General features: G+C 54.9%; 12 protein-coding genes. All 12 read right to left on the reverse strand.

What is annotated here, in order from left to right:
* Positions 1 to 49: 49 nt before the first annotated feature.
* Positions 50 to 2,008: a nucleoside-diphosphate sugar epimerase/dehydratase gene (locus tag K225_RS0112400; RefSeq protein WP_051248913.1), complete on the reverse strand. Its 1,959-nt coding sequence runs from the start codon at positions 2,006 to 2,008 to the stop codon at positions 50 to 52.
* The gene (locus K225_RS0112405) at positions 1,999 to 3,183 is read right to left on the reverse strand and encodes a DegT/DnrJ/EryC1/StrS aminotransferase family protein (RefSeq protein ID WP_026436718.1); all 1,185 of its coding nucleotides are present in this window, start codon (positions 3,181 to 3,183) and stop codon (positions 1,999 to 2,001) included. Before K225_RS0112405 ends, K225_RS0112400 begins: the two co-directional genes overlap by 10 nt.
* Positions 3,177 to 3,842, reverse strand: coding sequence for an HAD family hydrolase (locus tag K225_RS21720; protein WP_081679675.1), 666 nt, complete (start codon positions 3,840 to 3,842; stop codon positions 3,177 to 3,179). Before K225_RS21720 ends, K225_RS0112405 begins: the two co-directional genes overlap by 7 nt.
* Complete coding sequence (locus K225_RS0112410) at positions 3,829 to 4,791, reverse strand: ATP-grasp domain-containing protein (protein WP_026436719.1); 963 nt, start codon at positions 4,789 to 4,791, stop codon at positions 3,829 to 3,831. The genes K225_RS21720 and K225_RS0112410 overlap by 14 nt, the downstream gene beginning before the upstream one ends.
* Positions 4,788 to 5,396 (reverse strand): sugar transferase, encoded by a 609-nt coding sequence (locus tag K225_RS0112415; RefSeq protein ID WP_026436720.1) that lies wholly within the window; start codon positions 5,394 to 5,396, stop codon positions 4,788 to 4,790. Before K225_RS0112415 ends, K225_RS0112410 begins: the two co-directional genes overlap by 4 nt.
* A gap of 23 nt (positions 5,397 to 5,419) precedes the next feature.
* The gene (locus K225_RS0112420) at positions 5,420 to 6,595 is read right to left on the reverse strand and encodes a glycosyltransferase family 4 protein (RefSeq protein WP_238323229.1); all 1,176 of its coding nucleotides are present in this window, start codon (positions 6,593 to 6,595) and stop codon (positions 5,420 to 5,422) included.
* 66 nt (positions 6,596 to 6,661) lie between these two features.
* Complete coding sequence (gene wecB, locus K225_RS0112425) at positions 6,662 to 7,792, reverse strand: non-hydrolyzing UDP-N-acetylglucosamine 2-epimerase (RefSeq protein WP_026436722.1); 1,131 nt, start codon at positions 7,790 to 7,792, stop codon at positions 6,662 to 6,664.
* Positions 7,793 to 7,804: 12 nt separating this feature from the next.
* Entirely contained in the window at positions 7,805 to 8,932 is a 1,128-nt protein-coding gene (locus K225_RS0112430; RefSeq protein WP_026436723.1) for a capsular polysaccharide biosynthesis protein CapF, read from the reverse strand.
* A 4-nt stretch (positions 8,933 to 8,936) separates the two neighbouring features.
* On the reverse strand, positions 8,937 to 9,980 hold the full coding sequence (locus K225_RS0112435) for a polysaccharide biosynthesis protein (RefSeq protein WP_026436724.1): 1,044 nt from the start codon (positions 9,978 to 9,980) through the stop codon (positions 8,937 to 8,939).
* A 76-nt stretch (positions 9,981 to 10,056) separates the two neighbouring features.
* Positions 10,057 to 11,412, reverse strand: coding sequence for an O-antigen polymerase (locus K225_RS21725; protein ID WP_081679676.1), 1,356 nt, complete (start codon positions 11,410 to 11,412; stop codon positions 10,057 to 10,059).
* A 136-nt stretch (positions 11,413 to 11,548) separates the two neighbouring features.
* Positions 11,549 to 12,586 carry an IS630 family transposase gene (locus K225_RS0112440; RefSeq protein ID WP_026436725.1) on the reverse strand — a complete coding sequence of 346 codons (1,038 nt, stop codon included), beginning with the start codon at positions 12,584 to 12,586 and terminating at the stop codon, positions 11,549 to 11,551.
* 62 nt (positions 12,587 to 12,648) lie between these two features.
* Positions 12,649 to 13,875, reverse strand: a complete 1,227-nt coding sequence (locus tag K225_RS21730) for a putative nucleotide-diphospho-sugar transferase (RefSeq protein WP_081679677.1) — start codon at positions 13,873 to 13,875, stop codon at positions 12,649 to 12,651.
* Between the last annotated feature and the right edge of the window lie 5 nt (positions 13,876 to 13,880).

The raw sequence follows: 13,880 nt of genomic DNA on the forward strand, positions 1-13,880 counted from the left end.
CCAAAATATTCAGTTGACCCGATGTACAGGTGAGGCGCCGTGGCGGGGCCTACCCGTTCGCTTTCTCCGTGGTGGACGCCCGCAAGGACTCGGGGCTGTATCCATGCACCAGCTGCAGCAGGATGTTTCTCATGGTTTCCTGATCGCTCTGTATGGCGGCGTGCCGCATTTCCACCAGTACCGGTGCCAGTTGCGGCCAGGGCAGGAAGTCTTCGTGCGCCTTCATGATGCGCGCGTGGGCGGTGCCTTCGGGATTATCGCTAATGAGCAGTTCCTCATAGAGCTTCTCTCCGGGCCGCAGTCCGGTGATGCGGATTTCGATGTCGCCGCCAGGGTGGTCTTCGTCGCACACCGTCATGCCCGACAGCTCCACCATGCGCCGTGCCAAGTCCATGATCTTGACCGGCTGTCCCATGTCCAGCAAAAACACATCACCGCCGCGCGCCATGGCGCCGGCCTGCAGCACCAGCTGAGCGGCCTCGGGAATGGTCATGAAGTACCGGGTGACCTCCGCGTGCGTCACCGTCAACGGGCCGCCATCGCGCAATTGTTTGCGAAACAGGGGCACCACGCTGCCGCTGCTGCCCAGCACATTGCCGAAGCGCACCATGGAAAACAGGGTGCGGTTGCGAACCTCGGGGCTGAGCGATCCGTCGGGCAGGTGAAACACCACCGAGCCGCTGGCCGACAACGCCTGCAGCACCAGTTCGGCCATGCGCTTGGTGGCCCCCATCACATTGGTGGGGCGCACGGCCTTGTCGGTGGACACCAGCACAAAGTGGGCTACTTCGCTTTCCATGGCCGCGCGGGCCATGTTCAGGGTGCCGAACACATTGTTCAATACCCCCTCGGACGGATTGCTCTCCACCAGCGGCACATGCTTGTAGGCGGCCGCGTGGTACACGGTGGCGGGCCGGTACAGGTGGCAAATTTCCTTCAGGCGCCCAAAATTGCCCACGCTGGCCAGCAGCGGAACCAGCTCCACCCGCAACGCATGCTCGGTGCACAGACCCTCCAGCTCGCGGTGGATGGAGTACAGGCCAAACTCGTTGTGCTCCACCAGCACCAGCTGGCGCGGTTTCTCTTGAATGATCTGGCGGCACAGCTCGCTGCCGATGCTGCCGCCAGCACCAGTCACCAGCACGACCTTGTGGGCCAGGTTCTTGGCCAGCAAGGTCGAATCGGGCGGTACGGGCGGGCGCCCCAAAAGGTCTTCGACATCGAGCTCCTGAAAATCCTGAACCGTCACCCGGCCCGATGCCAGGTCGCCCATGCCGGGCAGGCTGCGCACGTGCACATGCAGCCCACGCAACATGGCAACGATTTCATTGCGGCGCGCACGGTCGAGCGACGGCATGGCCAGCAAGATATCGGTAACGCCCATGCGCTCCACGGCATCGGCCACCTCGTCAGGCGCAATGACGTCAACGCCGTTGATGCTGCGCCCCGCCTTGGCCTGGTCATCGTCGATAAAACCCAGCAGCACAAACTGGTGCGCCAGGCCCAACGCGTACGCTGTCTGGACCCCCGCATCGCCGGCCCCGTAGATCAGCAAGCGGCCCTGGGCATGGCGCGCCTTGCGGGGGGCACCCGCCAGCCAATAGCGCGCAATCGCCCGGCTGCCCCCAATCAGCAGCAAAAAGATCAGCGGCTGAATCAGGCCCATGCTGCGCGGCACCCCGTCCCACTGCAACACCACCAGGGCGGTAAAAAACAGTACCGCATACACCCCCACGGCCTTGGCCGTAGTGAACAGCGCCGCCATGCCGGTGTAACGAAAAATGGCGCGGTACAGCCCAAAGCGCACAAACAGGGGAAACGCCAGCAAGGGCGCCAGCAGGTAAACATACTTTTGCTGCGCTTGCGGCAGACCCGTCTGGTCGATGCGCAAATAAAAAGCGGCCCAGACCGACATCAGGGTCAAAACCAAATCGAGCGAAACCACCACCAGCCGTTTGGCGGGGCGCGGCAGCGCCAGCAAAGGGGTGGCGAATCGACTCAACGGCATGCCTGCCTCAAAACTGCGGCTACCGTTTCGCATGTCTTGGAGATTTCTGCGGGGGTCAACGTGGGATGCACCAGAAACATCAAGCTGGTTTCACCCAGCCGGCGTGCAACCGGCAGGCGCTCGGCCGGGCGCCAACCGGTTCCATCAAAAGCTTTTTCCAAATAAACCTCCGAACATGACCCCTGGTAGCACGGCACCCCCTGGGCGTTGATCGCCTCGACAATGCGATCACGGCTCCAGCCGTCGGCCAGGTGCTCGGGCTGCACCTGCACATAGCATTTGTAGTGGGCATGCACGCTGCCCGCGGGCATGGCAGAAAAATCGGGCACCTGCACCACTGCATTCGAGCGACAGGCAGCCCAAATAGCTTCGGCATGCAGGGTACGGCGGGCCGTCCAGTCCGCCATGCGGCGCAACTGGATGCGGCCGATGACGGCCTGCATTTCCAACATGCGCCAGTTGGTGCCAAAGCTCTCGTGCAGCCAGCGAAAACCCGGCGGGTGCTGGCGCTCGTACACCGCCTCGTAGCTCTTGCCGTGGTCCTTGTAGGCCCACATCGCACGCCACAGCGCTTCGTCGCTGGTGGTGACCATGCCGCCTTCGCCGCCGGTGGTCATGATCTTGTCCTGGCAAAAACTCCAGGCGCCCACATGGCCGATGCTGCCCACGCTGCGGCCCTTGTAGAGCGCCCCGTGCGCCTGTGCGCAGTCCTCGATCACCTTCAGCCCGCGCTCTTGCGCCAGCGCCATGATCGGGTCCATGTCGCAGGGCCAGCCAGCCAAGTGCACGCAGATCACCGCACGGGTGCGCGGCGTCAACACCTTGGATATCGTGGCAGCCGACAGGTTTCCGCTGTCCGCCTCGACATCGGCAAACACCGGCGTGGCCCCAGCGTTCACCACGCAAGACACACTGGCGATGAAGGTGCGCGGCGTCACCACCACCTCATCGCCCGGACCAATGCCCAACGCCTTCAGCGCCACATCCAGCGCCAGCGTGCCGTTGCTCAAGGCCACGGCATGCTGCGTACCGCACCAAGCCGCAAACTCTTTTTCAAACTCGCGACATTCTGTGCCGGTCCAGTAATTGACCTTGTTGGAGAGGACGACAGCGCGCACGGCGTCGGCCTCTTCGGCAGTGAAACTGGGCCAAGGAGAAAACATAGTGTTCAGCATAGGTAATTCAATATTTCATCGAGCGAATCGATCCAAACCTGTGGTAACTGCTCGGACCGGAGCCCAGTCAAATTCTGGCTATGGATATTGCGACCATCGTCGCGTAACCCTAGGGTAGTCCAGCCCAAACAATTCGGAGCCAGGAAATCTTTTTTTGGATTATCACCAACGTAGACGTGGCGCGATGCAGGCATGTGGCGCATGATAAGTTCAAAGCGCAATGGCGAAGGCTTGTCAGCACCGTAGTCTTCTGATATATACGCCGGAAAACGTGATAGCCCCAAAGCCTTGATTTTCTGGCGCTGGCTAATGGAGCGACCGTCAGTGATAATCGCCAGATTGCACTTCGTCTGCAACCTCTCCAGAAAATCCTGCACAAATGGGGTCAATCGAATTGCAGGCTCATGCAGACGATAGACCCATAAAAGTGATTCTTTAACTGAAATCGGCAACCCAGCTACACGGCAAAGACCTGCAAGCAGATCCGGCTCACCAGCTTTCTGGAGTGCAAGCAAATCCAATGCTAGCGATTTACCATAAAGCTGCTCAATCCAACGACATACCTCGGCAAAGCCCGAAGCGTGATAATCAGCCTCCTTGTATAGAGTATCGTCCAAATCCAGAACGACGACAGTCTCAGGAAATTCAGTTATAGCCATGCACTAGAACCTTAGCGTCATAACGCAACATCAATAGATCGGCTTCCCAAGCCTCCTTGAACGGCAGATCATGACCGAGCAAATACTCGTCAATTAGCCAACCAGGATATTTGGCCCCCGCACCATAAGTGAGCGGATAACCGCCACCGAAGCGCGGGTTTATCTCAAGTGCCGCAAATCGTCCCGTCTCTTGATTGCTAAACAGTTGCAGCGTGATGCATCCGCGTGCACCTTGAATTCGGGTCAACTTGTCGCGCAAGTAGTGGTAGACGTGATTTCGACGCGTGACACCCTTGCTGACTTCGCCAGCCCGTGTTTCTAAGCGCTGCCGGGGTACGAAGCAACGCAACTGGCCCCGGCGATCATAGTAAGCGTCCACGGTATATTCTTGATGGCTGGCATCAATGAGCTCCATAAACATCATCTTTTCGTCTGCCAACATTGCATCTGAAAGCATTGCTGGCGTGCTAACGATAGAAGCACCAATGCTGCAACTACCGTCATAGGGCTTGGCAAAGCAAGGGAATTTGATCGCATCGCGTGCAAATATTTTTGGGGTATCAATACTGATATCCGTGAACAAGTTTGCAGTCAAACGCTTGTCGCGGCAGATTCTTACCAGTGACTCATCCGAAATGATGACGTGAATACCCTCATCGGCAAACATCTGCCGATGCTGCGATAGCAGTAGAAGTTCAGTATCAATAGTAGGCACGACCAAGCCTATACCTTCCCTAAGGCAGGTCGAAAGCAGAAAATCAACGTAAGAGGGATCTGTAACCCGAGGGGTTTTAATGGCTGTGTGCACGATCTGGCACGCTGCGGAAGTTTCAGGCCTCATCTCCGTCGCCAGGAGTCTAGAGTCCAAATTCCGTTCGGCGATCTCAGCCAAAAAAGACTGGGCAAGTTCGACGCGTCGCCCGGCAGACAGAAGTAAAACGTTTTTCATTCTTCAGCTTTAGTTAGGTTGGATCCCTTGAAAACTGGCATCGTCGCCTCGCCCGCAGCACTGATGCCCTCGCGCACCAGCACCTTCTTCACTGTCAGCCACAGGATCTTGATGTCCAACCACAGCGAGCGGTGATCCACGTACCACACGTCCAGCCTGAACTTGTCGTCCCAGCTGATCGCGTTGCGGCCATTCACCTGCGCCCAGCCGGTGATGCCAGGGCGCACTTCGTGGCGGCGCGCCTGTTCTGGCGAGTACAGCGGCAGGTACTCCATCAACAACGGACGCGGGCCGACCAGACTCATGTCGCCCTTGAGCACGTTCCACAGTTCGGGCAGCTCATCCAGGCTGCTGGCGCGCAGGAAGCGGCCGAACGGCGTCAGCCGCTCGGCGTCGGGCAGCAACTCGCCGTTTGGCCCACGTGCATCCGTCATGGTGCGGAACTTGACCATCTGGAACGGCTTGCCGTGCTGGCCGGGGCGGGTCTGGCGGAAGAAGGCGGGACTACCGAGCTTGTTGCGCACCAGCCAGATGAGGCTGAGCAGAGGCAGGGCGAGTAAAAGCAACGCCAGCAGGGCGATGACGAAGTCAAAGAGTCGTTTCATTCGGGTTCTTGTCGTGTGTGATGCTAGCGGTTCGATTTCCGGCTTGACACGAGTCTGTTGAAGATGACCCCAAACCTGGCCACCCCCACCGGTAGTGACAAATGCTCTCTGTAATAGCCCTGAGCCTTGCGGCCCATCTCTTTGAGCTGGCTGGGGGAAAGTGCAGCCATCGCGTCCGCCGCAATTGCCAAGGCTTCTGCATTCTCAGACTCGGCAACCACGCCGCCGCCGGACTGGATGACCAAATCGGCCGCATCACCATCCACCGCCATCAAGAGCGGTTTACCAACGGCCATGTAGGCCTGGGTCTTAGACGGGATGGTGATCTGAAACAGCGGATCCTTGCGCAAATGCACCAGCAAGGCATCGGCCGCATTCAGCAGCGTGCCCACCTCAGACATGGGCACGGGTGGCAGGAAGACTACATTGCGAAGCTGCAGTTCCGCCGCCCGTTGCTTGAGTCGGTCCACCTCCACACCGCCGCCCAGCATCACCCAGCAGACATGCGATCCACGTGCCTGCAGCAGCGCAGCCGCCTGCAGCACGGCATTCAGCGCCTGGGCCTTGCCCATGTTGCCGGCGAACAGGATCCGAAACTGATCCGCGCCCGGAAAAACCTCAGGCAACTGCCCCTGCGGTGCGGCCAGCGCCGCCTCGTCAGCCCAGTTGTAGATCACCTCCACCTTGGCCTCAGCTACCCCGCGCTGCGCCAACAGGCGCTTGAAGCCGGGCGACAAAACCACGATGTGGTCCACGCGGCGGTAAACCCACTGGCACACCGCAGCCACGATGCCCAAGGCACGCGGGTTATTGAGCATGCCGGTAGCACGCAGGGTGTCAGGCCACATGTCCTGAATGTCATACACCACCGGAACACGGCGGAACAGGCGGATCAAACTGGCGGTCATGCCAACCGTCAACGGCGGGTGATAGGCATAGATTACATCTGGCCTGCGGGCCATGAACAAGCCGTACACCAGGGACGACGCGGCAAAGCTGGCGTAGTTCAGCACCCGCTTGATGGCTGACTGGTCATGGTTGGGATACAGGGGCACGCGTGTAACCCTTACGCCATCAATCAACTCGCGCTGAAGCCACTTGATGCGGTAGCCAGGGTACACCTTGCCACCGGGGTAATTAGGAAAACCCGTCAGGACTTCCACCTCAAAGCCCTGGCGAACCAGTTCGCGCGCGAACACCAAGCCCTTGAAGGTGGGCTCGGGATCGAACCATTGCGTCAGCAGCAGGATGCGTGTGGCCATGCGTCAGTACTTCTTCCACACCACACGGTTCACATAGTCCGTATAGCTGTGAATGATGCGCAGCACCTTGTCGGAGACATTGGGCATGCTGTAGTCCGCCACCTGGCGCAGCAGGCGCACAGGGCCTCGCGGTTGGTTTTTCAGAATGGCCAAGCCTTGCATGACACGCTCCACCTCCAGCCCCACCATCATCACGGCGGCCTCTTCCATGCCCTCGGGCCGCTCATGCGCTTCGCGCAAATTCAGCGCCGGGAAGTTCAGGATGGACGACTCTTCGTTGATGGTGCCGCTATCCGACAGCGCCGCCGTGGCCGAAAGCTGCAGCTTGTTGTAGTCGGTAAAGCCTAGCGGTTTCAGCAACCGCACATTGGCGTGAAACACTGCACCCATGGCTTCCACCCTCTTTTGCGTGCGCGGGTGGGTGGAAACAATCACCGGCAGGTTGTAGTGCTCGGCCACGGTGTTGAGCACCTGCACCAGCTTGCCAAAGTTCAGGTCGGAGTCGATGTTTTCCTCTCGGTGCGCGCTGACCACAAAAAACTGGCCCTTAGTCAGTCCCAACCGGCCCAGCACGCCCGATGCATCGATGCCCGGGCGGTAATGTGCCAACACCTCCGCCATGGGGCTGCCGGTCTTGATCACCATGTCCGGCGGTAGTCCCTCGCGCAGCAGGTACTCGCGTGCGATGGAGCTGTAGGTCAGGTTGATGTCCGCCGTATGGTCCACGATGCGGCGGTTAGTTTCCTCCGGCACGCGCAGGTCGAAACAGCGGTTGCCCGCCTCCATGTGGAAGATCGGCACCTTGCGCCGCTTCGCCGGGATCACCGACAGGCAGCTGTTGGTGTCGCCCAGCACCAGCAGGGCATCGGGCTTTTCAGCCACCAGCACGCCGTCCACCGCCGCGATGATCTTGCCGATGGTCTCCGCTGCGCTGCCGCCCGCAGCGTTCAAGAAGTGGTCCGGCTTGCGGATGCCCAGGTCGTCAAAAAAGATCTGGTTGAGTTCGTAGTCGTAGTTCTGACCGGTATGCACCAGCACATGTTCGCAATGCTCATCGAGCCGCGCCAGCACGCGCGAGAGGCGAATGATCTCGGGCCGAGTGCCGACCACGGTCATGACTTTGAGTTTTTTCATGGGATTTCGGGTTCAGAGCGGGCACGCAAACGTATCCGGCCGCGCGCGGTCAAAAACCTCGTTCGCCCAGAGCATGACGATCATCTCGTCCGTACCGATGTTGGTGATGTCATGGGTCCAGCCGGGCACCGTTTCCACGATCTCGGCCTTCTCGCCGGCCGTCACCAGCTCGTGCGTCTCGCCGGTCTGCATGTGCCGGAACTTGAAGCGGGCCTGCCCCTTGATCACGAGGAATTTTTCAGTCTTGGTGTGGTGGTAGTGGCCGCCCCGCGTGATCCCCGGGTGCGCGGTGAAGAACGAGAACTGGCCGCAATCGGGCGTCTTGAGCATCTCCACGAACACGCCGCGCGGGTCGCCATGCTGCGGCACGGTGTAGGTGAAAGAATCCACCGGCAGGTAGCTCACATAGGTGGCATACAGCGCACGCACCAGGCCCATGCCCACGCGATCCGTCATCAGCGTGCCGCGGCTGTCCTTGAAAGCCTGAATCTGGCGGGCCAGCTCGCCCACGGTGGCGGTGTACTGCGGCGTTACGGTGGCGAAGCCTTCCGCATCCATCGCCGTCTCCGCGCCATCCATCAGTTGGATGAAACGCCCCACCACATCGTCCACATAGACCAGCGTCACCGGCACCGCCGGGTCGTTGATCTGGATGGGCAGATCGCGGGCGATGTTGTGGCAGAACGTGGCCACCGCCGAGTTGTAGTTGGGCTTGCACCACTTGCCAAACACATTGGGCAGGCGGAACACATGCACCGGCACCTGATGGCGGTGCGCCATCTCGCGCAGCGCCTCTTCGGCCTGCCGCTTGCTCTGCCCGTAAGGGTTGTCTCGCGCCGCCTGGGTGGACGAGGTGTACACCACCGGGATCTTCTTGCCCGTGGCCTCGGCCGCGGCGCCTACCGCCTGACAGAGCGCGCGCGTCAGGTCCGCATTGCCCGTGGTGAACTCGCCCGGATCTTGCGGGCGGTTCACTCCTGCCAGGTGAAACACAAAGTCCACCCCTTGCAGCAAAGCGGGCAACTCCGACTCTTTCGAGTCGCGGGTAAAGCACACCACCTCCACGCTCTTGCGTTCGGCTAGATGCAACTGCAGGTTCTTGCCGACAAAGCCGTTGGCCCCAGTGATCAACACGCGCATGGCGTTACTCCTCAGCGACGGCGTGTTCACCGCGAGCAATGCGTTGCATGAAATCCAGCTTCAACAACAGCCGTTTCATCCCCTCCACATCCAGACGTTCAGTGTTGTGCGAGTTGTAATCCTCACCGTGCGCACTCTGGGTCAAGCGCTGTTCGCCTTCTTCAACGAACTTGGCGTAGTTCAGGTCACGCCCATCCGGAGGCACGCGGTAATAGTCGCCCATGTCTTCGGCGCACGCCATCTCTTCGCGGCTCAGCAGCGCTTCATACAGCTTTTCGCCATGGCGCGTACCAATGCTTCGCACTTCGTGTCCGGGTTTGCCCATCAGTTCCAGAATCGCTTGTGTCAGCACTCCCACCGTGGCCGCAGGCGCCTTCTGCACGAAGATGTCGCCGTTATTGCCATGCTCGAACGCATACAGCACCAGGTCCACCGCATCGGCCAGCGTCATCATGAAACGCGTCATGGCCGGGTCGGTCACGGTGATGGGTTTGCCCGCAAACACTTGATCGACGAACAGTGGAATCACCGAGCCGCGCGAGGCCATTACATTGCCGTAACGCGTGCCGCAGATCACCGTGCCCGTGCCCTCCAGGTTGCGGCTAGCCGCCACCATCACCTTTTCCATCAGGGCCTTGCTAATGCCCATGGCGTTGATGGGATAGACGGCTTTGTCGGTGCTAAGGCACACCACTCGTTTCACGCCGGCATTGATTGCTGCTTCCAGGACATTTTCCGTGCCCAGCACATTGGTACGCACGGCTTGCATTGGATGAAATTCGCACGACGGCACCTGCTTGAGCGCGGCCGCATGAAACACATAGTCCACCCCACGCATGGCTTGCTCAACGCTGCGCTCGTCGCGCACGTCCCCGATGTAGAACTTCAGTTTGGGATGCGCATAACGCTTGCGCATGTCATCCTGCTTTTTCTCATCTCGACTGAAGATGCGGATTTCGCGTAAATTTGAAGAGAAAACTCGCTGTAAAACAGCATTACCAAAGGAACCTGTACCGCCGGTAATCAATAGAATTTTATTTTCAAACATTTAATATCTTCAATGTCTACATTACAAACAAAGTCAACCCCAACAAACACCCAGCAAAGCAAAAACACAAGGCAAATCATGGCATTGCATTATTTTTATTCACCCTCCTTAAAAACACATCATTAATACAAAACATCAAAATCAAAACCACAAACAATAAATACATATACCTAGCCATTAGCAAGCTAATAATATATGACGCTTGAAAGCAAACTACTGAAATCATAAATACAGTGCATGCAACCCACGGACGCCTCGAACTAAGAAGTCGATAGAAAAATGCATGCACCACCAATCCACCCAAAAACAAAAAAACTATAGATCCAACACCGCCAAAATCATAAATGAGCCCACGGAATATCGTATACAAATTCGATGTCATAATCTCATCAAAGGAAAAATACTCATCATAGATACCCGGAGGGAAATCTATACCATCGGAAAATAATTGAAAAACCGATTGAAACGTATAATTCCCAAAAGAATAAAAATTATCTACATAATTGCGCTGCGACGCACCATCAAAATAATAAGAAAACCAATCCGAAAAAGCATAAACATGCGCAAATGCATAGGAAAAAAAAGAGGTAAGAAGCCTCTCAAGAACACCCTCTCCAGCCTCGATTGACGAAAAATCTCTGGACAAAAGAGAAACGGCAAAAAACGGCAACAAGAGAGCGCCCAATAAAATCCATCGAATTGCAGACTTTATGCTCATTAACTCCAACTTATTGTTGAAAATTTTTTGAATAAGCACTGCAGAAAAAAAGAAGCCCAAGGAGAGAAAGAATGTTAATTTTGCAGATTGCGTCAACATCACAAACAAAGAAGGAATCAACGCAAAAAATATCAAAACACCCTTCCTTAATCTTCCACTTTCGTTATAAACAACCAAACCACCAACCACAGCCGCAGCATATGTAGAAACAACACCCAAGCGCGCCCAGTTATTATAATCTAGCTCACCCCGCCCTCTCATAGCCGCATACTCGCCACTAGATTCCAAAACATTCAACACCATTGAACTCAATTCGAATCCATTTGAATAGGCCTGAGCAACCGTGGCGATAACCGCGACAAGGCTAAAAATAAATAAAAACCATCGCATCAGGTTGCTACTTAATCGCAAAGAGTCCTGCCGATTTTTATTACAATTATCCTCAAATGCTTTCACCCAATTAAACGGGACAGCACTCAAAGAAAATGAACACAGGCAGAGCAATATAAAAACCATACCCCGCGAATCCACAGGAACGCTAAACAAAAAAATCAACGGGAAAAATGTCAAAAAAAACCAAATCAAAGAAAACAAACATGCCGGAAAGATCCACGTTCCAACCATTCTCCGCGCCAAGTACGCTTGGGCAAAAATTATTACGCTAATAAGAATTGCAAACAATTTTTCGAAAATTTCAGATAGAGTCATTTCCATGATGTTCACATCTGTCTGCAATGCACATAAACCAACACAAACTCCAAACGCATCAATAAATCTTATTTACACACTACCCCTCACAGAAACAAAATGCGAGGCCCAAATTATTGATCCGGCCAGCTTTATCCGTGAATCAAGCGGCATATTTCACCCGTGCATCCTGGAAGAACTTTTTCACCCGGTCGGGTGATTTTTCAAGCGTCTGCATGTGCTCGCTTGCTGCGGCTTTCAACTTGGCCTTGGTGCGCACCGGAGCCTTGGTGTAGATCGCCTGCTTCAGATCGGCATTGAGCCGTTCTTCCGGGTTGAGCTCCGGGCTGTAGCTGGGCAGATAGAACAGCTCAATCTTGTCTTTCTGCTCTGCGGCCCAAGCCTTGACCGGCTTGCTGTGATGCACCCGCAAGTTATCCAGGATCAGGAACACTTTCTTCGTGGCGTCCTTGACCAGTGCCTTCAGAAACTCAATCAGCTTGTCCGAGTTGAATGCCTCATCAATGATCATCCAGCGCGTTTTGCCCAGGTTCGTCACGGTCGCGATCATCGATAGCTTCTGGTGTGTGCCGCCGACCGCAAAGGTGACTGGCGTCTGGCCTTTGGGCGCGTAACACCGCCCACGCACATCGGTGTTCACGATGGCAGTCTCGTCACCCCAGTGAATCTCTGCTCCTTCTGCTTTGGCGCGTTTCTCAATTTCGGGGTATTCCTCATCAAGCCAAGCCTGGACGGCTTCGGGACGCTGCTCGTAGGCCTTCTTGATCGGCTTTTGCGGTGTGAATCCCCAGCGCTTGAGGTAGTTGCCAACGCCCCGTACCGACAGTTTGATCCCGTATTCATGTTCGATCAGTTGCATCACGGCGGCCCGGTTCCACAGCGCAAAGGCCATCTTCAGTTGTTCCGGTCGTTTGTCGCAGATGATTTGCCGTATCGACGCTTCCTGCTCTTCGCTCAAACTGCGTCCACTGCCGACTTTCCTTCCTCGCGCAGCGGGCTTGAGTGCGCCAGCGCCTTCTGCAAGGTAGCGCTTGATCGCAGCATTCACGGCATACCAACTCAGGCCACTGTGCTCAACGATTTGCATCACCGGCATCCCCTTGCGGTGCAGACGAATAACCTGCTTGCGCCTCTCGTGATGCACTTGTCTCGTCTGCTTTCTTGCGTCGTCTTTTTCCATGCAAGGTGAGATCCATATCGCGTCTTAAAGTTCACGGATAATTCGTGCCGGATCTATAGTCTTTAGAGCTTCCAGAGATCTCGGTTTTGTCTAAAACTTGACAGATAAACCAAAAGTCTTGAAAAGTTTGAAAATTTATTAGGACCAAGAAGACGCAATATCAGTCGCATGAAGAAATTTATAATTAAAAATTCTCTGCGATGATTAGGTACATCACCAAAACTATTCGCCTTGTATGGCGTATTATTTTTTTCCAGCAAATTATTTAATTTTGCAAATTTCCCCACAGGCCCGTTTGAATCAAATGGATCATGATCAGCCGGGAGTTCTTTAGAGATACATGCGTACGCTCTTCGAAGAGTCGGCGAAATATAATCACCATTTGACATATAATCAAACCCATATTTAATTTTTGACGCAGGGATTTTTTTCGCATCAAGAGCTGATTTATATAAAAAACATAGATCAACCAAGTCTTTTCTATGGCGATTAGTCTCTGAAAGCGGCCGTTTTGTTAGTCGATCTGGATTAGCTTCATCAAAAGAACTAAAATGAAAAAATATCAGCGGAAATTCACCATTCACCAAATATTTCCCATCAGGCAACTTTTCCAACATTCTTTCCTGAATATTCCAGAAAGCCACGTTGTATCCCAAATTAAAAGACACATACAAGTCAGAAAAAAAACAAGGTGCAATACTTACCCATTTCTGATCTGTAGATAGACCAAACTGAGTTTCAAAGTAACCGAAACGAATACAACGATCACTCCACCATCGCAGGAAATCCAATCCTTGATTCGTTTTTCTTACGGCAAAAAACCCTAGATTAAATGAACCAAAACGCATCATCCCTATATCACTATCTGGCAATTGATCAGAGTGCGGGTGCACGTAATGCGGCGTCAAAATAATTGGCTTTGCCTCCAGATCCTGCAGCACGGGTTTCAGCGAATCAAAAAGACATGTATCAGGATCCAGAAATATAACTTTTTCGTAGTTTTCCAATATTTCAAGAGCAATATACGGCTTCAGGCTTGTACTAAATTCGGTGATATCATATTTAAAAGCCATTTGATATAGATTTGACACAAACAGGTCTTCTATCCAAATAAACTTAGCGATTGATTCAGGCAAATCAACATCAATCTTTTTGTCAAATATATATATATTCAACAATTCACCATCGACTCTCAGCAAGGATTCCGCAAGCACAAGTGCTTTCGGTAAATACGCCAAATTACAAACCGTAAATACGGCACAGTTGTTTTCTTTAAAGATATTCATCATACAGT

The organism is Acidovorax sp. JHL-9 (assembly GCF_000426205.1).
Lineage (GTDB): Bacteria > Pseudomonadota > Gammaproteobacteria > Burkholderiales > Burkholderiaceae_C > Acidovorax > Acidovorax soli.